Origin of the sequence: Sulfitobacter albidus, assembly GCF_018200035.1 — a bacterium.
In the GTDB taxonomy this organism is placed as follows: Bacteria; Pseudomonadota; Alphaproteobacteria; order Rhodobacterales; family Rhodobacteraceae; genus Sulfitobacter; species Sulfitobacter albidus.
Window position 1 is genome coordinate 2,098,046 of record NZ_CP073581.1, and the last position, 21,799, is coordinate 2,119,844.

General features: G+C 65.7%; 16 protein-coding genes and 3 pseudogenes. 7 read left to right on the forward strand and 12 right to left on the reverse strand.

Translation table 11 applies throughout. The annotated features are described in order from the left end of the window. Nucleotides 1–94 precede the first annotated feature (94 nt). The gene (locus tag KDD17_RS10095) at nucleotides 95–2,284 is read right to left on the reverse strand and encodes a primosomal protein N' (protein WP_212703549.1); all 2,190 of its coding nucleotides are present in this window, start codon (nucleotides 2,282–2,284) and stop codon (nucleotides 95–97) included. 125 nt (nucleotides 2,285–2,409) lie between these two features. On the opposite strand from KDD17_RS10095, the gene fsa reads away from it, so the two are divergent. From fsa to KDD17_RS10125, 6 genes and pseudogenes are all read left to right on the forward strand, one after another. Further along, complete coding sequence (fsa, locus tag KDD17_RS10100; protein ID WP_212703550.1) at nucleotides 2,410–3,063, forward strand: fructose-6-phosphate aldolase; 654 nt, start codon at nucleotides 2,410–2,412, stop codon at nucleotides 3,061–3,063. A gap of 127 nt (nucleotides 3,064–3,190) precedes the next feature. Beyond that, nucleotides 3,191–4,723, forward strand: a complete 1,533-nt coding sequence (locus KDD17_RS10105) for a sensor histidine kinase (RefSeq protein WP_212703551.1) — start codon at nucleotides 3,191–3,193, stop codon at nucleotides 4,721–4,723. Further along, nucleotides 4,720–5,145 carry a response regulator gene (locus tag KDD17_RS10110; RefSeq protein WP_254796770.1) on the forward strand — a complete coding sequence of 142 codons (426 nt, stop codon included), beginning with the start codon at nucleotides 4,720–4,722 and terminating at the stop codon, nucleotides 5,143–5,145. The genes KDD17_RS10105 and KDD17_RS10110 overlap by 4 nt, the downstream gene beginning before the upstream one ends. A 111-nt stretch (nucleotides 5,146–5,256) precedes the next feature. Beyond that, entirely contained in the window at nucleotides 5,257–5,964 is a 708-nt protein-coding gene (locus KDD17_RS10115; RefSeq protein WP_212703552.1) for a DUF484 family protein, read from the forward strand. Then, nucleotides 5,961–6,898, forward strand: a pseudogene (locus KDD17_RS10120) (tyrosine recombinase XerC). Before KDD17_RS10115 ends, KDD17_RS10120 begins: the two are co-directional and overlap by 4 nt. A 41-nt stretch (nucleotides 6,899–6,939) precedes the next feature. Further along, entirely contained in the window at nucleotides 6,940–7,635 is a 696-nt protein-coding gene (locus KDD17_RS10125; RefSeq protein WP_212703553.1) for a CDP-alcohol phosphatidyltransferase family protein, read from the forward strand. Here the strand turns inward: KDD17_RS10125 and KDD17_RS10130 are convergent. From KDD17_RS10130 to KDD17_RS10160, 7 genes and pseudogenes are all read right to left on the reverse strand, one after another. Next, nucleotides 7,632–8,081: a methylated-DNA--[protein]-cysteine S-methyltransferase gene (locus tag KDD17_RS10130; RefSeq protein ID WP_212703554.1), complete on the reverse strand. Its 450-nt coding sequence runs from the start codon at nucleotides 8,079–8,081 to the stop codon at nucleotides 7,632–7,634. The two genes, KDD17_RS10125 and KDD17_RS10130, sit on opposite strands and share 4 nt — an antisense overlap. A 31-nt stretch (nucleotides 8,082–8,112) precedes the next feature. Further along, nucleotides 8,113–8,370, reverse strand: coding sequence for a DUF3253 domain-containing protein (locus KDD17_RS10135; RefSeq protein ID WP_212703555.1), 258 nt, complete (start codon nucleotides 8,368–8,370; stop codon nucleotides 8,113–8,115). Next, the gene (ileS, locus tag KDD17_RS10140; RefSeq protein WP_212703556.1) at nucleotides 8,354–11,317 is read right to left on the reverse strand and encodes an isoleucine--tRNA ligase; all 2,964 of its coding nucleotides are present in this window, start codon (nucleotides 11,315–11,317) and stop codon (nucleotides 8,354–8,356) included. The genes KDD17_RS10135 and ileS overlap by 17 nt, the downstream gene beginning before the upstream one ends. Nucleotides 11,318–11,497: 180 nt before the next feature. Next, nucleotides 11,498–14,246: pseudogene (locus tag KDD17_RS18860) on the reverse strand (DUF2339 domain-containing protein). A 70-nt stretch (nucleotides 14,247–14,316) separates the two neighbouring features. Then, nucleotides 14,317–15,330 carry a YcjF family protein gene (locus KDD17_RS10150; protein WP_212703557.1) on the reverse strand — a complete coding sequence of 338 codons (1,014 nt, stop codon included), beginning with the start codon at nucleotides 15,328–15,330 and terminating at the stop codon, nucleotides 14,317–14,319. Continuing rightward, entirely contained in the window at nucleotides 15,330–15,779 is a 450-nt protein-coding gene (locus KDD17_RS10155) for a GNAT family N-acetyltransferase (protein ID WP_212703558.1), read from the reverse strand. Before KDD17_RS10155 ends, KDD17_RS10150 begins: the two co-directional genes overlap by 1 nt. Further along, nucleotides 15,776–17,188, reverse strand: coding sequence for a YcjX family GTP-binding protein (locus tag KDD17_RS10160; RefSeq protein ID WP_212703559.1), 1,413 nt, complete (start codon nucleotides 17,186–17,188; stop codon nucleotides 15,776–15,778). The genes KDD17_RS10155 and KDD17_RS10160 overlap by 4 nt, the downstream gene beginning before the upstream one ends. 87 nt (nucleotides 17,189–17,275) lie before the next feature. On the opposite strand from KDD17_RS10160, the gene truA reads away from it, so the two are divergent. Next, nucleotides 17,276–18,043, forward strand: coding sequence for a tRNA pseudouridine(38-40) synthase TruA (gene truA, locus KDD17_RS10165; RefSeq protein ID WP_212703560.1), 768 nt, complete (start codon nucleotides 17,276–17,278; stop codon nucleotides 18,041–18,043). Here the strand turns inward: truA and KDD17_RS10170 are convergent. The 4 genes and pseudogenes from KDD17_RS10170 to KDD17_RS10185 all read right to left on the reverse strand — a co-directional run bounded on the left by KDD17_RS10170 (nucleotide 18,040) and on the right by KDD17_RS10185 (nucleotide 21,569). After that, nucleotides 18,040–18,528, reverse strand: a complete 489-nt coding sequence (locus KDD17_RS10170; protein ID WP_212703561.1) for a hypothetical protein — start codon at nucleotides 18,526–18,528, stop codon at nucleotides 18,040–18,042. The two genes, truA and KDD17_RS10170, sit on opposite strands and share 4 nt — an antisense overlap. After that, nucleotides 18,525–20,179, reverse strand: a pseudogene (locus KDD17_RS10175) (hypothetical protein). The gene KDD17_RS10170 and the pseudogene KDD17_RS10175 overlap by 4 nt, the downstream one beginning before the upstream one ends. After that, nucleotides 20,176–21,159 carry a membrane dipeptidase gene (locus KDD17_RS10180; protein WP_212703562.1) on the reverse strand — a complete coding sequence of 328 codons (984 nt, stop codon included), beginning with the start codon at nucleotides 21,157–21,159 and terminating at the stop codon, nucleotides 20,176–20,178. Before KDD17_RS10180 ends, KDD17_RS10175 begins: the two are co-directional and overlap by 4 nt. A gap of 32 nt (nucleotides 21,160–21,191) precedes the next feature. Beyond that, nucleotides 21,192–21,569: a DoxX family protein gene (locus KDD17_RS10185; RefSeq protein ID WP_212703563.1), complete on the reverse strand. Its 378-nt coding sequence runs from the start codon at nucleotides 21,567–21,569 to the stop codon at nucleotides 21,192–21,194. Nucleotides 21,570–21,799: the final 230 nt, after the last annotated feature.

Genomic DNA, 21,799 nt, shown 5'->3' on the forward strand with positions numbered 1-21,799 from the left:
TCCCAAAGGCGAGCGCAATTTTTGCACATCGGGCGTGCGCGGGATGGCGGGTGGGGCGACTTGCGCAGCCGCGCAAGAGCGTCATCCGTCAGCCTCAGTAAAAGCTTTGCGGATCGATATCCACGGCCAGCCGCAGATCGCCTTTCAGCCGGATCTGGCTGATCCACTGCGCCAGCGCACGTTGCAGCGGTGCGCCCTTGTCGGCCTTGACCAGCAGCCGCACGCGGTGGCGCCCGCGCACCCGCGCAATCGGGGCCGGGGCCGGGCCAAAAACCTGCGCGCCGATCTCGCGCAGCGCGCGGTCGTTGCGCGCCAGCTGGTTGCCCGCGTCAAACACCGCCCCCACCTCCGGCCCGCTCAGGATGATGCCGGCGAGCCTGCCGTAGGGCGGCATTCCCGCGCCGCGCCGCTCATCGGCCTCGGCTTTCCAGAACGCCTCTTCTTCGCCAGCGAGGATCGCGCGGATCACCGGATGTTCGGGCTGGTAGGTCTGCAGCAAGGCCGTGCCCGGCGCCTCCGCCCGGCCCGCACGCCCCGCGACCTGGCGCATCAGCTGAAACGTGCGCTCCGCCGCGCGCAGATCCGATCCCGTCAGCCCCAGATCCGCGTCGATCACGCCCACCAGCGTAAGCTTGGGAAAGTTGTGCCCCTTGGCCACCAGCTGCGTGCCGATGATGATGTCCGCCGCCCCCTCGCCAATCGCCGAGATCTCGGCCTTGAGCGCGCGCGCACTGCCGTACATGTCCGAGCTGAGCGTGGCGATACGCGCCTCGGGCCAGATCGCCGCCGCCTCCTCGCCCAGCCGCTCCACGCCGGGGCCGACGGCGGCCAGCTTGTCCTCCGCCTCGCAGGAGGGGCAGGCGGTGGGCATCGGTTTGCTCTCGCCGCATTGATGGCAGATCAAGCGTTTGAGAAAGCGGTGTTCGACCATGCGCGCGTCGCAATCGTCGCACCCGATTTGATGCCCGCAGGCCCGGCAGAGCGTGATCGGCGCATAGCCGCGGCGGTTGATGAACAGCATCGCCTGCTCGCCACGCTCCAGCCGCGCGTCGACCTCGGCCTTGAGCCTGGGCGACACCCAGCGGTCGCTGCGCAGGGTTTCGGCGCGCATGTCGATCGTGCCCATCTTGGGCATCACCGCGGGGCCAAAGCGCGAGGTCAGCTCAAGCCGCGTATATTTCCCGGCTTCGGCGTTGGCCCAGCTTTCCAGCGACGGCGTAGCCGAGGCCAGCACCACATGCGCGCCGCAGATCGAGGCGCGCAGCACGGCCATGTCGCGCGCGTGATAGAGCACGCCGTCCTCCTGCTTATAGGACGTGTCGTGCTCCTCATCGACCACGATCAGGCCAAGGTTCTGATACGGCAGGAACAATGCGGAGCGCGCGCCGATCACCAACTGCGCCTGCCCTTGCCCCACCATGCGCCAGATCCGGCGCCGTTCCGTCATCGTCGCTCCCGAGTGCCACTCGGCGGGTTTGGCGCCAAATCGCGCCTCGACGCGGGTCAGGAATTGTTCTGTCAGGGCAATCTCGGGCAGCAGCACCAGCGCCTGACGCCCCGCGCGCAGCGCGCTTGCCACCGCCTCCAGATAGACCTCCGTCTTGCCCGATCCGGTGACGCCGCGCAGCAGCGTCGTGCCGTAGCTCTCAGATGTCACTGCCTGCGCCAGATGCGCGGAGGCCGCCGCCTGATCCTCGGTCAGCGCCTTGCTGGGCAGGCTCGGATCGAGCCGGGCAAAGGGCAGATCGCGCGGGCTGTCCTCCTCGCGCACGACGCCTTGGGCCACCAGCCCCTTGACGACCGAGGACGTCACATCAGCCATCTCCGCCAGTTCCTTGAGCGTGAAGGACAGATCGCCGTATTCCGCCAGCGTGTCGATCACCGCCGTGCGCGCCTTGGTCACGCGATCGGGCGCTCCGTCGCCGCGCCGGTAGACCTTTCGCATCGAGGGCGGATCGCCCAGCCCCGGCGCGCGCGTCGCCAGCCGCAGCATCGCGGGCAGCGGCGTGAGCGTATAGGCCGCCGCGCGCTCCAGAAACGCTTTCATCTCATCGCGCAGTGGCGCGGCGTCCAGCACCCGGATGACCGAGCGCACCTTGTTATAGTCGTAATCGCCCTGCCCGGCCCCCCAGACCACGCCCAGCACCTTGCGCGGCCCCAGCGGCACCTCGACAAAGGCGCCCAGATGACAGCCGCCCTCGGGCGCGCGGTAATCCAGCGCGCGGTCCAGCGGCTGCGTGGTCAGCACCGCGACAAGCGTCCCTTCGTCAAAGAAATCAGTCATAGGCAGAGTGGGTCCACCAGCACAGGGGCATTCGGGTCAAGGGGGTTTCAGCATGGCAGATCATGCGCTAAAGCAAAGGCAGATATAACCGTTGGCGCCCCCATTCCAACCACGAAGGACCGGACATGAAATTTTTTGTAGACACCGCAGACGTCGACGCCATCCGTGAGCTGAACGATCTGGGCATGGTCGACGGGGTCACCACAAACCCCTCGCTGATCCTGAAATCCGGCCGCGATATCCTCGAAGTCACCAAGGAGATCTGCGATATCGTCTCCGGCCCCGTCTCGGCCGAGGTGGTCGCGCTTGAGGCCGACGCGATGATCGCCGAAGGGCGCAAGCTGGCCGAGATCGCCGACAACATCGCGATCAAGCTGCCGCTGACCTGGGACGGGCTCAAGGCCTGCAAGGTGCTCTCGGGCGAGGGCCGCATGGTCAATGTCACGCTGTGTTTTTCGGCCAATCAGGCGCTGCTGGCGGCCAAGGCGGGGGCGTCGTTCATCTCGCCCTTTATCGGGCGGCTCGACGATATCAACCTCGACGGCATGGATCTGATCGAGGATATCCGCACGATCTACGACAACTACGGGTTCAAGACCGAAATCCTCGCCGCCTCGATCCGCACCGTGGGTCATGTGCAGGATTGCGCGCGCATTGGCGCCGATGTGATGACGGCCCCGCCGGAGGTGATCCGCAAACTGGCCTCGCATCCGCTTACAGACAAGGGGCTTGAGCAATTCATGGCGGATTGGGCCAAGACCGGTCAGAAAATCCTCTGATACCCGCCTGAAACTGTGACCGCTACCGGCTCCGATCTGGAGCCGGTTTTCTTTTGCTGCAGGGCGTTAGCGGCTTCTTCACCTTCACCGATCTATCCTTGCGCAACATGCAGGACGGGAGAAGCGTGTGAACAGTCCGACATCCGATACCGACGACGCGGCCCTCAGTCGCGGCATGATCCGGCGGCTGATGATCTACTACATCGGCGCGCTCGCGATCCTGTTTCTTTCCGTGGCCGCTAATTTTGCGCTGACCCAGTTCGAAGCCCGCAATCTGCGCGCCGACGCCAGCGATATCAATGTCAGTGGCCGCCAGCGGATGCTGAGCCAGCGGATCATCTACCTTGCCGGTGAGATGACGCAGCAAACCGGCGCGCAAGCGGCCGAGATCCGCGCCGAGCTTGCGACCGCCGTTGATGAATTCGAACGCGCGATCGCGCTTTTTGAGCGCTCGCACACGGGGCTGAGCACGCAGGAAGGGCTGACCGACAAGATTTCACAGCTGTATTTCGCGCAGAGGGACGGATCGTCGTTGGACGACCGCGTACGCGCCTATATCGCCATGGCCCGCAGGTTGCTTGCCGATCCGGGTGATGCCGATGCGCTGGCGCAGCTCAAGACGCTGGAACGCGCGGGGATCCTTGCCGATCTCGACGCCGTCGTTTCCGCGTTCGAGGCCGAATCCGGGGCGCGCATCGAACTGCTTCGCCGATTCGAGGTGATGACGCTGCTGCTGGCCCTGGGGATCATCGTGTTGGAACTTGTGATCGTCTTCCGGCCCGGGCATCGGCTGCTCGTGTCGATGTTCGACACCCTCGTGAACCGCAACCGGCAGCTGACCCGCGCGCAAAGCAGCCTTGATGCCGCCAACGCCCGCCTGAAAGAGCAGAACGACGCGCTGGCCCGCGACGGCGAACGGCTGCAGGACGCCTGGGAGGAAAGCGAGGCCCTGCGCCGCGAACAGGCGGAATTCACCTATTCCGTGTCGCACGACATGAAATCACCCGCAAACACGATCCATCTGCTGCTCAACGAACTTGAGGTGTCGCACAGCGACGCCATGGCCGCAGATGCGCGCACGCTTTTGACCCACGCCCGCAGCACCGTCGCGCGGATGAGCGAGCTGATCGAGGATGTGCTCGAATACTCCTGGGCCACCGATCAGCGCGAGGAGGCCGAGCGGCTCGCCGTGTCGGATCTCATCGACGAGGTCCGCGAGACCCTGCACGACAAGCTGATGGCGACGGGGGCAAAGATCACCGTCACGCAAACCTGCGATGTCCACGGCTATCGGCGCCAGATCGTAACGGTCCTGCGCAATCTGGTTGGCAACGCGATCAAGTTCCAGCCCGAGGGCGCGCGCCCCGAAATCACAATCGGCGCGCACCCGCACCCGCAGGGCGGCACCGTGGTGAGCGTTTCGGACAATGGCATCGGCATCGCCCCCGACAAGCAGGACCGCATCTTTGGTCTGTTCCAGCGCCTGCACGTGCGCGAGACCTACGGCGGCACCGGCCTTGGCCTTGCGACCTGCAAACGCATCGCCGCAAATCACAACGGGTCGATCACGGTCGCGTCGCGCGAGGGCGCTGGCAGCACCTTCACCGTGCACCTCGATGATCCGACGGCCGACACAACTCCAAAGGAGATCGCGGCATGAGCAGAACCACCCCCCTGGGCCACGTAATGATGGTCGACGACGAACAGATCGACCAGATGATGTACCGCCGGATCATCGATCGCTCCGGCATGGCAGAGGATGTGGTCGGCTTCACCTACGCCGAAGAGGCGTTGGCCTATCTCAAGGAGGGCGATCGCCCGCCCGTCGATCTGATCCTGCTTGATATCAACATGCCGCGCATGACGGGCTTTGAATTCCTCGAAGCGGCCTGTGCGGAGCTGGGCGAGGCCTTCAACACCTCGGTCGTTATCATGCTGACCACATCGCTGAACCCGCGCGACAAGGCGCGCGCGGCATCCTTTGACATGGTGCGCGGCTACGTGAACAAGCCGCTGGAGCCCGAAAACCTGCGCGTTGCCGCCGAAGCGGTGAAGGAGGTCGCCGCGAACCGCGTTGCCTGATCGGGGCAGGCAGGACACGGGCACGCAATTTCGCGACCTCCCCCAAAAAAGGGGAAGCCATCGCGCGCCCGCGCTGCTAAGGTGCCGCAAATCAAGATAACCGGTATCCGCATGAGCAGCAGCCCCAAGATCGAAGACACCCTGCGCGAGGCTATCATCTCGCAACCCGATGTGATCCTTGACGATAACGACGTGATGCAGGCGCTGATCGCCGCCAATGAGAAAGCCATCGGCGCGAATATCGTCGATCTGCGCGGCATCGCGATGGAGCGGTTGGAGAACCGTCTTGACCGTCTTGAGGATACGCACCGCAGCGTGATCGCTGCCGCCTACGAAAACCTTGCGGGCACCAATCAGATCCACCGCGCCATTCTGCGCATGCTGGACCCGGTGGAGTTCGAGACGTTTCTGCGCGATCTGGGCGGCGAGGTGGCCGAAATCCTGCGCGTCGATTCCGTCCGGCTGGTACTGGAATCGGTGCAAAACGACAGCAACCCCGCAGTCCAGCGGCTTGGCGACGTTCTGACCGTGGCGGAGCCGGGGTTTATTGACGACTACCTCACCCAAGGGCGTGGCGGCACGGTGCGGCAGGTCACACTGCGGTCTGTTCAGGACGCGGCAGAGCAGATTTACGGCCCCAACGCGGAATGGATCCGCTCGGAGGCCTGTCTCAAGCTGGATTTTGGTGCAGGCCGTCTGCCCGGTCTGCTGGTCATGGGTGCCGAGGATCCGCATATGTTCGGCCCACAGCAGGGCACCGATCTGCTGGCGTTCTTCACCGGGGTGTTCGAGCGCACGATGCGTCGCTGGCTGTCTTGAGCGCGGCGCCTGACACGCTTGCGATCAGCCCCGCCGCGCGGGACGCACTGCAAGCCTGGCTTGCCCATCAGCGCGGGCTGAAGGGGGCAGCGGAAAACACCCTGACTGCCTACCGTGGCGATGTCACCGAATGGCTTGCTTTTCTGGCCGTGCACAGCGGCGGGATGCAGGGGCTTGGGCCCCTGTCATGCATCACGATTGGCGACATGCGCGCATGGATGGCGCAGACCCGCGCGGGCGGCGTGGGGCCACGCTCGCTCGCGCGCAAGCTGTCGTCGGTAAAGGCGTTCTATCGCTGGCTGGCAGAGCGCGAAGGCTTCGAGCCGACCGCCGTGCTGCTGACCCGCGCACCCAAATTCACGAAAAAGCTGCCGCGCCCACTGGCCGTTGATGCCGCGCGCGAGCTGATCGACTGCGTCGAGGCGCAGGGCCGCGCGCCGTGGATTGCGGCGCGGGATGTGGCCGTGCTGACACTTCTGTGGGGCTGCGGTCTGCGGATCTCGGAGGCGTTGGGCCTGCGCGGCGCCGATGCGCCGCTGGGGGCCAGCCTGCGGATTTTCGGCAAGGGCGGAAAAGAGCGCGACGTGCCCGTCCTGCCCGCCGCGCGCGATGCGGTGGATCACTACCTGTCGCTGTGCCCCCACGTGCAGGAGGCCGGTGCGCCGCTCTTTCGCGGCGTGCGCGGGGGGCGCTGAACGGGCGCGCAATCCAAAGCGTGATGGCGGACGCCCGGATGCAGCTGGGTCTGCCCGCCTCGGCCACACCGCACGCCATGCGCCACAGCTTTGCCACGCATCTGCTGGACGCGGGTGGCGACCTGCGCGCGATTCAGGAGCTTTTGGGCCATGCCTCGCTGTCGACCACACAGGCCTACACGGCCGTCGATACGCTGCGCCTGATGGAAGTCTACAACCGCGCGCATCCCAAAGCCTGAGAGGGCTTTGCATTGCCGCCCAAATTTGCGACACCCGTGTCATGACAGTTCAGCAAAAAGCGCTCGCCGTTCATCTTCTCACCGCTACGGGCGCCGTTTTTGCGATGCTCGCGATGCTGGCGGCGGTGGACGAAAAATATGACATGATGTTTCTGTGGCTGGTCGTTGCGTTCTTTGTGGACGGGATCGACGGGCCGCTCGCGCGCCGCTACGACGTCAAGACGAACGCGCCGCAGTTCGACGGCGTGCTGCTGGATCTGATCATCGACTATCTGACCTATGTATTCATCCCGGCCTTTGCCCTGTTCAAATCGGGGCTGATGGACGGCTGGTCGGGTTGGGTGATGATCATCATCGTGACCTTCGCCTCCGCCATGTATTTCTGCGACACCCGCATGAAAACAAAGGACAATTCCTTCTGGGGGTTTCCGGGCTGTTTCAACATGCTGGTGCTGGTGATCTTTGCGCTGAACCTGCCGTGGTGGGTCAGCCTTATCCTCGTGACGTTCCTGTCGATCACAATGTTCGCGCCGCTGAAATTCGTGCACCCCGTTCGGACAGAGCGCTGGCGCGCGGTGACGCTGCCCATGGCGCTGGCCTGGACGTTCTTTGCCGGCTGGGCCGCTTGGGTGAATTTTGATCCCGAAAGCTGGGCGCAGTGGGGCCTCGTCGTCACCTCCGTGTATCTGATGGGCGCGGGGATCGTGCAGCAATTCTTTTTCGATCCGCGCGACTAGATCAGCACGCCGCCCTCGTGGCGCAGCAGGGCCACCTTTGTCTCGACCCCACCTGCCCCGGAAAATCCGGTCATGCCCCGCGCGCCCATGACGCGGTGGCAGGGGATGATGATCGGGATCGGATTGGCCCCGCAGGCCTGCCCCACCGCCTGCGCAGGCACCCCCAGCGCACGGGCGATATCACCGTAGGTGAGCGTCTGGCCGTAGGGGATCGCGGACATCTGCGCGCAAACCGCGCGTTGGAAATCCGAGCCAGCGACGCGCAGCGGCAGATCAAAGACCTCCCGCCTGCCTGCGGCATAGTCGGTGATCTGGGCACAAGCTTCCTGCAACAGTTTTGTGCTGTCCTCGGCCGGGGCATGACCCCAATTGAGTGCGGTAATCGCGCCATTCCGTTCCGTGAGGATAAGCGGGCCGAATTGGGTCTGGATTGAACATTCAGGCATGGGATCACTGTGCGCCGGGATGCGCGCGGGCTCAATCCGTTTCCTGCGCAAGGCCCAGACGGATCGGTCCGCGCGCGGTTTCCGCATCGACGGTCTCGCCCTTTTGCGTCACCGCGATCCTTCCCTCTTTGGCCAGATCGCCCGCAACCCGCCGCACCTGAGGCATCAACGCGCGCCAGTCCGCGCCCAGCGCGCGGGCAACTTCCGAGGGGCAGATCGTCTTGCCCGCCCCCCGGTCGATCACCTGTGCGGTGATCTCATCCGCGATGCGGTCATCCGACGGCGTCATCGCAGCGCGCGCAGACGTCCGCGTGGGCGTGGGTGCCGATATCCGGCAGCACTTTCCAGCAGCGCGCGCATTTCGCACCCTCGGCCTTGGCAAAGACGACCGCGACGCCGTCCACTTCCGGCAAGCGGAAGGCATCGGCGGGGGCCGCGTCGCCCGTCACCTTGATCTGGCTGGTGATGCTCACATCCTCGAAGGACACCGATTCCAGCGCGGCGCGCTGCGTGTCATCGGCGACATAGACGATGGGGGCGGCCTCCAGCGAGGCGCCGATGACCTTGTCGGTGCGCTGCACCTCCAGCGCCGCCGTGACCACCCGGCGCGCGGCGCGCACCTGCGCCCATTTCGCCGCCAGATCCGCGTCCAGCCAGCCGTCGGGCGTGGCGGGGATGTCCTGCAGGTGAACGGAGGCGTCGTCCGCGTCGAACCGCTCCAGCCAGACCTCTTCCATGGTGAAGACCAGCACGGGCGCGAGCCATGTGGTCAGACGGTGGAAGAGCAGATCCATCACCGTGCGCGCGGCCCGGCGGCGCAGCGTGTCGCCGTCGCAATAGAGCGCGTCCTTGCGGATATCGAAGTAGAACGCCGACAGATCCAGCGTGGCAAAATCGAATACCGCGCGGAACACGCCCTGAAAATCAAACCGCGCGTAGCCCTCGCGCACCTGCGTGTCCAGCTCCGCCAGACGGTGCAGCACCCAGCGCTCCAGCTCGGGCATCTCGGCGGCCTCGACGCGGTCGGCCTCGGTGAAATCCCCCAACGCGCCGAGCATATAGCGCATGGTATTGCGCAGGCGGCGGTAGCTGTCGGCGGTGCCTTTCAGGATCTCCGGCCCGATGCGCTGGTCCAGCGTATAGTCCGTCTGCGCAACCCAAAGGCGCAGGATATCGGCGCCGTATTGCTTGATCACGTCCTCGGGCGGGGTGATGTTGCCCAGCGACTTGGACTGTTTGAAACCCTTCTGGTCGAGCGTCATGCCATGAGTGACCACCTGCCGGTAGGGCGCGCGCCCCGTGGTGCCCACCGATTGCAGCAGGGATGAATGGAACCACCCGCGGTGCTGGTCGGTGCCTTCCATATAGACATCCGCGATCCCATCGTCAGAGCCGTCAGCCCGGTCGCGAAGGGTAAATGCGTGGGTCGACCCGGAATCGAACCACACATCAAGGATGTCCATCACCTGATCATAGTCATCGGGGTTCACGATCCCGCTCAGAAACCGCTCCTTGGCCCCGTCCTCGTACCAGACGTCGGCGCCATCGGCCTCGAACGCCTCGACGATGCGGGCGTTCACCTCTTCGTTGCGCAGCAGGTAGTCGTCGTCGGTCGGCAGCGCCCCGCGCTTGGTGAAACACGTCAGCGGCACGCCCCAGGCGCGCTGGCGGGAGAGCACCCAATCAGGCCGCGCCTCCATCATCGAATGAAGCCGGTTGCGCCCGGATTTGGGCGTCCATTTGACGTTGTCGATCTCGGTCAGCGCGCGTTCGCGGATGGTTGTGCCGTGAGTGTCCAGACCGTCGCCCACGGGCTTGTCGATGGCGGCGAACCACTGCGGCGTGTTGCGGTAGATCACCGGCGCCTTTGAGCGCCAGCTGTGCGGATAGCTATGCTTGATCTTGCCGCGCGCCATCAGGCCACCCACCTCGACCAGCTTGTCGATGACGGCGGTGTTGGCGTCGCCTTCCTTGCCCTTGCGGTTGAGGATGTATTTGCCGCCAAAGAACGGCAGATCAGGCCGGAAGGAGCCATCGTCGAGCACGTTGTAGGTGATCACCTGCTGCAGCATCCCCAGATCGCGGTAGAGCTCGTATTCCTCCATCCCGTGGCTGGGCGCGCAGTGCACGAAGCCGGTGCCTTCGGTGTCGGTCACGAACTCGGCGGCGCGGAAATCGCGGGGCTTATCCCATTCTCTTTTTGAACCCGGAGTATTCGCAAGAGGGTGTAGCAGTTCAATTTCTTCGAGAGTCTGATGCTTTACCTCGCCAAGATGTCGCCAGTCCTTTACTCTAGCTTTTTCGAAGGTTTGCTCCGCAAGTTTGCTGGCGATGATATATCGCTCACCAACTTTCGCCCAACACTCCTCTTCGACTGCTGTTACTTCATAAAGATCGTATCGGACGCTATTCGAGAAAACTACGGCCTTATTGGACGGGATTGTCCAAGGTGTAGTTGTCCAGATCGGAACAATTGCCCCCTCCAAATCAAAAGCTTCCTGTTCTGCCTTAGTCATGACAGTTGGTTCTGTTCCTCTTTCAGAGACAGGGATTAGTTTAGGCTTCCTTTTGACCTCGAACTTCACCCAGATCGTAAAGCTGTCCTTGTCGTGATACTCCACCTCCGCCTCGGCCAGCGCGGTCTGCTCAATGGGTGACCACATCACGGGTTTGGAGCCCTGATAGAGCGTGCCGTTCATCAGGAATTTCATGAATTCCTCGGCGATCACGCGCTCGGCGTGGAAATCCATCGTCAGGTACGGCTCGGCCCAGTTGCCGGTGATGCCCAGACGTTTGAACTCCTCGCGCTGGATGTCGACCCAGCCCGCGGCGAACTCGCGGCATTCGGCGCGGAATTCGTTGATCGGCACGTCGTCCTTGTTGCGGCCCTTCTTGCGGTAGGCTTCCTCGATCTTCCATTCGATGGGCAGGCCGTGGCAATCCCAGCCGGGGATATAGCGCGCGTCGTATCCCATCATCTGGTGGGAGCGCACGATCATGTCCTTGATCGTCTTGTTGAGCGCGTGACCGATGTGCAGATGCCCGTTCGCGTAGGGCGGGCCGTCGTGCAGGGTAAAGCTTTCGCGCCCCGTCTTTTCGCGCAAACGGTCGTAGATGCCGATGCGTTCCCAGCGTTCCAGCCACGCGGGTTCCCGTTTGGGCAGGCCCGCGCGCATCGGAAAATCGGTCTTGGGCAGGGTCAGGGTGGATTTATAGTCGGGCGTTTCGGCGCACATCTGGAGCGTCCTTTTTCTGTCGTCTCAAGGCATGGGAATGGGGGGCGGTGCGAGGGCTCGAACACCTGTGCCCGGCGGCGCGCAGATCAGCGCAGCGCCGGGAGCGTAATTCGCCGTATGAAAGCACGCAACATCATGTCGCGGCGGTTATAGGCGCGCGCGCGCGGCGGGGCAAGCGCGCTATTGCGCGCCCTGCTCGGGCGGCAGCGCGGGCGGCCCGTCGCGGCCATCGCGCGCCTGCGCCCAGCGGTTGAGCCACGCAAGCGCGGCCAGCGACAGCCCGAGGATCAGCAACGAGAACACGCGCGTGAGGCCATCCAGCTCGCCAATATCGACAAAGAACACCTTGGCCACGGCCAACCCGATCACGACCAGCCCCCCTTGCGCAGCCCCGGCGCGCGGCGGGCGAGCGATTGGTAGAACAGCGCCGCCCCGGCGGCGAGCAGCACGACGGTATAGGTGTAAAGCTCGGGCTGGCTCATCGGCTCGTATAGCGGCATCGCCGCGCCGCCCTGCCAGAAGTGGCGGATCGTGGCAAAGCCCCAGACCAGCGCCAGCAGCGCCCCTGCCCCGGCAATCGCCTTGCGCACCCGCGGATCGAGGGCGCGCAGCCGCCACGCGCCGATCAGCAACACCAGTGCGGGCACCAGATAGGCCGCCGCCAGCGTGTTGATCAGCACCGGACCCAGCACGTGCTGCGTCTCGCTACCATTGTTGAGCGGGTTTGCCGCCGTCAGCGCCACCAGCGCGGCCATCGCACCGATTGCGCCAAACACGCCCGCCAGCACAGCGCGCACCCGGTTGAGCAAACCCGACAGATCGCCCATCCGCTGAAGCTGCGCCAGCGCCAGCCCCAGCCAGATCGCGGCGTTCAGCCCAAGCGTCCAATGCGCATCGTCGTATGCCACGCCAAAGCGCGCCTCGATCCCGCGGAAGATCAGCAGGCTTAGCACCAGCCCCCCGTCGACCACGCGGCACTGTCGAGCATCAGCTTGGCCGTCGGCCGCTCCAACGGGCGGAGGAACCAGAGCGACGCGAGCAGGATGACCAGCGTGCCGATATAGGCGAGTGTGAAATCCGCGTTCGAGGCCGCGCGGCCAAAATCCAGCCCCGGATCGGCCACCAGACGGTAGCCCAGCGTCACCACACCCGCCGCGATGAACCACGTCAGCTGCGGCAGGCGCCAGATCCGATCAAGCGCTGCGGCGGCCAGAACGGTCACCCCCAGCGCGACCGTCAGCGCCACATCGCTCAGCACCACGACAAAGGCGAAGGCCATGCACGACAGCGCCGACATCACGGCAAAGCTGGCGCGCAGGCGGTTCTCGCCATCCGCGCGGGCAAAGCGTTCGGCAAAGGCGACCATCAGCGCGGCCAGCCCCGCCGCGTGCAGCGCCCAAGGGTAGGCGCCGATGACCTCGGAAGGGGTCCAGCCATACTCCAGCGCCATGGCCATCGCAGGGGCAAAAAGAACCGCGATTACGGCCCAGAGGACGGCAAAATCACCCCCCCGCAGCGCGCGCCAGCAGGCCGCGACCGAGACCGCGACGCCAAGGCCCAGCAGGATCGTCACGACCCACGGAAACGCCGCCTCGGGCGCGTCGACGTATGTGTTGGCAAAGCCGCGCGCCAGCGCGCTGCGGTCCAGCCCCTGCAACAGAACCGATGCGATCAGGGCCGCGCCGGGCAACAACGGCTGGTCCTGCAATGCGGGTGCTGCCCGCGACCACAGGATCAACGCCACCGTCAGCGCGGTGAGCAAGAGCAGCGACAGCCACGATGTATCCGCCCGCCCGCCAAAATACGTCAGCAGCAGGAACGCGCTTGCCGCGACGCTGGCGAAGGCCATGACCGTGGGAAACTGCGGCCAGCCGCGCGTGCCAATTGCCACGCGCGCCAGCACACCCACGGTGGTGACCGGTCCGCTGTGATCCGGCCACAGCCCGCGCGCCGGGATCAGGATCGCCAGCACCGGCAGGGCCGCGAAGTATGCGACGCCGGCCCAATGGCTCTGCCCCGGCAGGCCCAGCGCCACCAATGTGCCCATTGTATAGGCGCCCAGCAGCGTCAGCGCCGAAATCCAGCCCCAGCGGCGCAGCGTATCGACGCCAAGCCCCAGCACCGCAATGATGGCGAAGTAGCCCAGCAGCGGGCTTGCGTCGCTGCTGGAACTCTCCAACACCACCGGCGCCGCGTAGGCGCCGATCACGCCCACCGCAACCAGAAGCGGCCCGTGCATCCAGCCCAGCACCATCGCGATCAGCGCCACCGCCACCATCCCGATCATCGCCGCATTGCCGCCGATCAGATCATACAGCATCCGCGCCGACAGGATCGCCCCAAACAGCGTCACGATCCCCGCACCCGAGAATACCGAGGGCAGATAGGCGGTCAGCGATTGCTCCCCATCGCCGAAACGGCGACGGATCCATTCACCCAGACCGATCAGCGCCGCACCAAAGCCGAGCCCGGCGGCGACGCGTGCACGCGGCGGCAGCAGGCCGTTCTCCATCCCGTATTGCACCAGAAAGATCCCCGCCAACGCCAATGAGGCAGCAGAGACGGCGTAGAACCAGTTTTGCTGAAGCCACGGACCAAGCTGCGCCAATGCCGCCTCCACCGGTCCGGGCGTGCGCGGCGCGGGCGGCGCTGGCGGCAGGTTCGGCGGGGTTTTGGGCGGGGCGGGTTTGCGCGCGGGTTCCGGCTCCGGCGGGCGGGCGACCGGTGTTTCGGCCCGCGCAGGGCTGGCGCGGGGCGGCTCTGCCTGCGCCGCCCGGGGCGTGGCGGGTGCGGGGGCGGCCTGCGCGCGCAGGGCCTGTTCCAGCGCGTCGATGCGACGGCGCGCACTGCCCAGCATGATGAATAGCGCGACAATCGAGACCGGGATCGCGAGGACCACCAAGCCGATCAATGCAATCAATCCGTCCATCCCGCACGCTCCTCATTCACACGCTGAAACCTTTACCGCCACCGGGCGGGCGCATGAAGTAGGGGAAACCTTAATCCGCGCCGCCGCGCTTTCCGGGCACCAGTCCCGCCAGCGCGCGGCCCACCAGCGCGCGCACGCCCGGACGGCGCCCGGCGGTGAACGGCAGCGGCCGGCAGACCTCCATCGCGGCCACGCCCACACGCGCGGTCAGCGCGCCATTGACCAGCCCTTCGCCAAACCGGCGGCTAAGCTTGCCAAGGATCGAGCCGCCAAGGATCGGCTCCAGCATATCGTCGCCCACGGCAACGGCCCCGGTGGCGACAAGATGCGCCATGACCGCACGGGTCAGCCGCAAAGACCCCAGAAAGCCCGAGCGCCCGCCGTAGATCTCGGCGATGCGACGGATCATGCGCAGGTTCGACGTCAGCGCCGCCGCCACATCGGCCAGCGCCAGCGGCACCAGCGCGGTCACAGCCGCCACCTGCCGCGCGGCGGCCTCCACCTCACGCTCCGCCGCGCGGTCGAGCGGGGCAAGCAGCGTTTCCTCGGCCACATCCAGGAGTGCGGCGGCATCGAGTTGATCGCCACGCAACTCCGCCAGCCGTTCGCGGCCCCAGCGCGTATCCTCGCGCCCCTTGTACAGCGCCACCAGACGGTCGGTCACGCGGCGCGCGGCCTCAAGATCGGCACCCGCCAGCGCGGCCTCGGCGGCGTGGTGCAGATCGTCGAGCCGCCTGAGCCTCCCGAACGCCGCCAACTCGCGCAGGGAGACAAGCGCAAGCACCAGCACGAACGCCCCCATCAGCACGCTCATCGCGAGCCCCACAAGCGGATAGCGCGCCATCAGGTCGGTGACAAAACCCCATGCCGCGAGCGACACCAGCGCCGCAACAAGCGCCCCCGCCAGCGCCCAGAACACGCGGGTCAGCCGCGAGGATTTGCGCGCGCCCAGATGGGCCGCAATCTGCATCGCCTGCCCCTGCGGCGCGCCCTCTTGCGGCAGATCCACCACCGGGGGCGCGTCAGCGACCGACGGCGTCTCGGGCGTGTTTTCGAGATCGAACAGAACCGGTCCACGGGCCATCAGGCGCTCTCCCTTTGCCATTCATACCGGATGTCGGGCAGGCCAACGTCGTTTGCCGCACCGTCCGTGCGTGTTACCTCGACGAACCCCGCCTTGCGGTAGAACCGCGTCGCCCGTTCGTTCGCGACAAAGCTCCACAGACCCAGCGCGCCGGTGTCACGCTGCGCCTCGTGCATGAGCGCGCGGGCGATGCCGCGCCCCTGCGCCTGCGGTCTGAGGTAGAGGCCGTGCACCTCACCCGCGTTGCGCGCGATAAAGCCGAGCACGGCACCCTCGTACTGCGCCACCCGCACCCAGCCCGCATCAATCATATCGCCCGCAAAACCGATCATCTCGGCCCCCGAATAGAGCTGCGGCAGCCACTCGTGACGGGCGTTGCAGGCTGCCATGATCTCCCCGACACTGCCCGCGTCGAGCGGACGCGCGGCCCGCAATCCGACCAGCGTCATAGCCGATCCCCAAAGAGAAATTCCGCCGCGCGATCAAGACGGATGTGCGGCGGCCCGTCACCGGGGCGCAGGCTCAGCGGGCTGGGGGCAAAACGCATGATCGCGTAATCCTCGGCCAGCCATTCCGTCTCTCCTGCGCGGGCGGGGGACAGGATCTCGGACGGATCTTCGGGCAGCGCACCGGGATAGAACGCCGCCTGCTTGCCCGTGTCCAGCAGGGTGCCGCGCACCACGTCCAATTCGGTGCCCTGATGGGTCATGCGGTCTTCGACGGTGGCGCGCAGGCTGGCGATGGCCAGCGCGTCGGTCTTGGCCCCGGCAAAGCGCGCCTTGTCGCGCGCCTCGCGGGTGAGCGCCTGCATGATCGCGGTCAGGCGGGCGTGCTGAGAATGATGCAGATGATCCGCCTTGGTCGCGGCAAAAAGGATGCGCTCAACCCTCTTGCCCCCCAAAAGCCCCGACAGAAAGCTGTTGCGCCCCGGGCGGAACGCGCCAAGCGTCTCGCCCATGGCGGCGCGCAGATCGTCCACGGCGGGCGGGCCTGCGTTGATCGCGCCCAGCGCATCGACCAGAACGACCTGCCGGTCGATGCGGGCAAAGTGATCGCGAAAGAACGGTTTGACCACCTCGCGCTTGTAGGCCTCGAACCGGCGCGCCATCTCGCGGCGCAGGCTGCCGCGCGGCGCCTCTCCGGCAGGCAGCGGTGCAAAGGTCAGCACGGGCGATCCGGCCAGATCGCCGGGCAACAAGAAGCGCCCCGGCGTGCAATCGGAAAACCCGGCCGCGCGGGCCGCGTGCAGATAGGCCGCATAGGTGTCGGCCAACTCTCTCGCCACCGGCTCTTCCAGCTTGGCCTGCGCGTCGGTGCCGGAGGCCAACGCCAGATAGGCCGCCGCCGCATCGCGCGGCGCGATCCGGTCGAGGGTGTGCGCCGACCAAGTGTCATAATCCACGTCCAGCAGGCCCAGATCCAGCAGCCATTCGCCGGGGTAGTCAACAATATCGAGGTGGATCGTGCGCGGCCCTTGCAATCCGGCCAGCAGGCCATTTGGCCGCACCCGCAGGCTAAGCCGCAGCTCGGACACCGCGCGGGTGCTGTCTGGCCATTTCGGTGCGCGGGCGGTCAGGTCGGCCAGATGCCCCTCGAAATCAAAGCGCGGGATCGTGTCGTCGGGCTGCGGCTGCAGGAAAGCGGCCTCGATCCGGCCCTCGCGCGCGGCGACGAGGCCGGGCATGCGGCCACGGTCAAGCATGTTGGCGACCAGCGAGGTGATGAAAACCGTCTTGCCCGATCGTGCCAGCCCGGTGACACCCAACCGGATCACCGGCTCAAAAAACGTCTCGGACACGGTGTCCTGCACGGCTTCGACCTGCCGCCAGATGCCATCTGCGATTGAAGATATGACCACGCTGGCGCCCCGTTCTTGCCCGTGCCGCGAACATAGGGCCACACCCGCGGGATTGAAAGGGAGTGCGGGCCACGCTATGCCGCGCGGATGCCCAGATATGCCCTGAAAATCGAATACCACGGCGCGCCTTTCGCAGGCTGGCAACGCCAGCGCGATCAGCCATCGGTACAGGGTGCCATCGAGGACGCGCTCGCCCGGATCGAGCCGGGCGTGCACACCATTGCCGCCGCCGGGCGTACGGATGCGGGCGTGCACGCGACGGGGCAAGTGGCCCATTGCGACCTCGCGCGCGATTGGGCGCCGTTCCGGCTGTCGGAGGCGTTGAACTACCACCTCAAGCCCGCGCCTGTCGCCATTGTCGATTGCGCGCGGGTGGACCCGGAGTTTCACGCGCGGTTCTCGGCGCTTGAACGGCGCTATCTTTTTCGCATCCTCACCCGCCGCGCCCCCGCCACCCACGCGCGGGGGCTGGTCTGGCAGGTCAAGCATCCGTTGGACGTCGACGCGATGCAGGCCGCCGCCGACCGTCTGGTGGGCAAACATGATTTCACCACCTTCCGTTCGACCGTCTGTCAGGCGCAAAGCCCGGTCAAGACGCTCGACCGTTTGGACGTGCGCGCGGTCGAGACCCCGCAGGGGACCGAGGTGCATTTCGACGTGCGCGCACGGTCTTTCCTGCACAATCAGGTACGCAGTTTCGTGGGCACGCTGGAGCGGGTCGGCGGCGGCAGCCTGAGCCCCGACGATGTGTCACAGGCGCTTGCCGCGCGGGACCGGGCGGCCTGCGGTCCGGTATGCCCGCCGCACGGGCTCTATCTGATGGGTGTCGGCTACCCGGTGGGTCCGTTCGGCTAGTCGTTATCGGTCAGCCCCGCCCCCGCGCCGCGGGCGCGCGAGCTTTCGGTCTCCGGCACCAAGAGCCGCGCTGCCAGAACGGCCCAATCGTCCAGCAGCGCTTCGGAAGGGGTCATGCGCGTGACGGCGCGGCGCGGTTGCGGTGTGCCCAGATCAACGGTGAGCGTCCCTTGCGCAAAGGTCGCGGCGCAGGCCATTGCTTCGGCATAGCTTTTCAGCAGATCGGGCAGACCGAGCGCGTCGACCTCGCCGCGCGCGATGCCGTCGCGGGCGCGTTCGGACAGCTTTTGCAGCTCCAGCGGGAATGCCATGATCGGACCGCCGGGCAACAGGCCCATGGCCTGAAGCAAGTCCGTCTCGGCCCGGCCCGCTGCAAGATGCAGCACCGCCGCCTGCCCAAAATCCGCTGCTTGCGCGGGCGGCGCACCGGACCCGCGCGCGGCCTTTGCCGCGAGGGTCATCACCTCGTTGGCAGAACGGCTCATAGCCCGCTGACGGGCAGCCACCAGTCGTCGGCCTGCCCGTGCAACTCATCGGCGAGCGGCGCCCCCTGACACAGGGTGATCCGCGTCCAGCGGTCGGATTTCGGATCGAACTTTGACGCGCCGAAAAATGACAATTTGCAGCGCAGCATGTCGATGGGCAGACAGCTTTGCGCGATCAGGTTGTCGCGAATCTCTGCGTAGGGATAGCGCTGCGACAGCCCGACCCGCGTGACCGCCAGCGCGTGATCGGGGTGCGCTTCGAGAAAGGCGCTGACGGGCATCGCCGTTTGCGGCAGATCAGCGTGCAGTGCCGCCACCCGTCGCGCGATATCGAGCGGGCTTTCGAGCTCCGCGCCCGGCTCGTCAAAGCGCAGGCCCAGCCGTGGCTCCATCTTGGCCTCGGAGACGTACCAGAACTGCCCGCAGCTCTGCGCCTGCGCGTAATCGGTGCCAAGCGTCCATGCGAACGCCGCCTCGATCTGGGTGCGCAGCGCGTCGGTATCGGCAAAGGGCACCACCAGCGCCCCAAACGGATCGGCCATGCAGTCGCACAGGCCATCGACCAGATCGCCAAAAGGTTCGATCAGCAGGGCGGCCATAAGTTCCTGCACGTCCTCGCTGTGGGTCTCTACCCCGCGCATCACCGTGTCGAGCGGGCGTGATCCGGTCAAGGCGGTGGGCGCCAGCAAGGGCATCGCGCGCTGCCAATCCGCCCGCAGCGTGGCGATGCGCGCGGCGTGCTGCGCGTCGGGCACGCGCCATTCGTCCAGATGACACGCCGCGCGTTCGGCAAGCGCGCCTAGCCGCGCGGCTTGTGCGGTGCTGAGCGTCTCGACGGCGCGCACGCGGGCAAGCGCGGTTTCGCGGGCGAGGATCCAGTTGTTCAGCAAAACCGGGTGGTTGACCAGAAAAGGCGCCATGCCCAGACCGGTCGAATTGCCGATGCCCAGATGCCGCTTGGTCGCGCGGTCCAGCGTGCCCCCGCCGACGTGTTCGACCAGCGCATGGGTGAAATGGCGGATCAGGTAGACTGTGAGCATCTCGGCGGCAAAGGGCCCTTCGAGCTCTGGGCGGCCGTCGTAAAGCGCCCGGTCCGCAATCCCGAACTTGCCGTTGCCATAGACGGCGGTGGTGCGCATCAGATAGCCAACCTCGCGGATCATCGCCGGGTCGGGCTGACGGCTGGCGCGCAGGCTGTCCACCACATGGGCAAAAAGGCGCACGGATTTGTTGGCGCGGCTCAGGATCAGGTCGCGTTCGGTGAAACGACCCGCCTCTTGCAGAGGGGCATTGGCGGCGATGCGCGCAACCTCATCCGCGTCGGGGATCCCGTCGTAGAGCACATAGGCGCTGTCCCAAGCGGTTGCGATCACACGGTCGGTACGCTGGTCGGGGGCAGATCGCGGCTGCAGGCAACCAGCGAATAGGGCCGCCCGCCCAGATGCAGCGTCAGGACCGCCTGTCCGAAACCGTCGGCGCAGATGTCCCAGCGCGTGCAGCTGACGGTCGCTTTCTCCGCCACCAGACGGCGGATCAGGCTGCGCAGGAACGACAGTCGCGTGGGAAACATCGACCCCATGCGCGACAGGCGCATGACCGTCTGCGGCGACCGCAGCGGTGCACTTGGCGGCAGATCAAAACCGTCCTTCATGGCGCGGCTCCAAAGCTGTTTTCGAAAAAGGTAAGCCAGTTCATCCCCATGATCCCGCAAACTTCATCCTCCGTCAGAGAAGTCTGCAGCAACCCGTTGCGGATGTTTTCAAAATCACGATTATCCACAAACCATTCAGGCATCTGTGGAAAACCCGGCGCGCTCGCCGAGCCTTCGCCGTAGTCCATGACTTTTGACCACCGGCCCACCCGCATCCATTCGACGATGCTGTCGGGTTGGTCCTGACACAGATCCGTACCGATGCCGAGGTGGGCCGCGCCGTAGCGCCGCGCCGCCTCCTCCACCATCTCGCAAAAACTGCTGAGCGTGCAGTCACTTCCGCCCGCAAGATGATGTGGATAAACCGAAAAGCCCAGCATCCCGCCCGCTTCGGTCAAGGCGCGTAGAACGTCGTCGGATTTATTCCGCAGCGCCTTGTGCCACCACGCGGGGTTGGCGTGGGTGATGGCGATGGGGCGGCTCGAATGGTCAATCGCCTCAAGGGTCGACCGGTCGGCGCTGTGCGACATATCCACCACCATACCCACACGGTTCATCTCGGCGACGACCTGCTTGCCCATGCGCGTCAGGCCCGTATCCTCCGCCTCGTAGCAGCCGGTCGCCAAAAGAGACTGGTTGTTATAGGTCAACTGCATGAAACGGATGCCAAGCTGGTGACAGATCTCGACCAGACCGATGTCATCCTCGATCGGGCTGGGGTTTTGAAAGCCAAAGAAGATCGCCGTGCGCCGGGTCTCCTGCGCGTGCCGGACACAGGCGGCGCTTGTGCCCTTGAAGATCAGATCGGGGTGCGCTTCGAACCAGCGGTTCCATTGCTCGAGGTTCAGCACCATCTCGCGAAAGCTTTCGTGGTAGGCGATGGTCACATGCACAGCATCCACGCCCCCTGCCCGCATCTGTTCAAATATCTTGGGCGAGAATCGCGCGTATTGCAGATTGTCTATCAGCGGTGTCTTCATGGCCCCAGATAGGCAAAACAAACCCTCTGCGTCTATGAAAAAGGCGCGCCATTGCGCGCGTCCGTCTGCGACATCGCGCGCGCCGCCAGGCACAGCAGCCCACCCGCGATGGCCAGATTCTTGACAAGGATGCTCATCTGCCAGGGATCGCTTGGAATGAAGTGAAACAGGCTGGTCACCGCGCAATAGCCCGCAAGGGCAAGGGCGACGGGGCCCAGCCACACGCCCGAGATCAGGCAAAGCGCGCCCACGGCATTGAACACCAGCGCAGGCCAGATCAGCCAGACCGGCAGGCCCCAATCAGCCAAAAGCGCCTGTGCGGGGGCGGGATCAATGCCTTTCTGCGCGGCACCAGCCAGAAACAAGAGCGCCAGCAAAAGACGCCCCAGACGGTCGAAAAGCATGATCATACAGCCTCCTGTCAGCTGAAAGGCCCGGGCCAGAAGCACCGGGCCTTTCGCCACTCTTTACGGGCGGAAAATCGCCACACTCGTTAATTCCGGGGGAAGCGCCGACACGGCGCGCCCGAACCTTCGAACAATGTCCACATACTCGGACGGCGCGGGCGGGCAAATCGTGATAAAACCAATGGAACTGGTACGCAAACCGCGCCCGACCCGCGCCAATATCCCAGTCACGG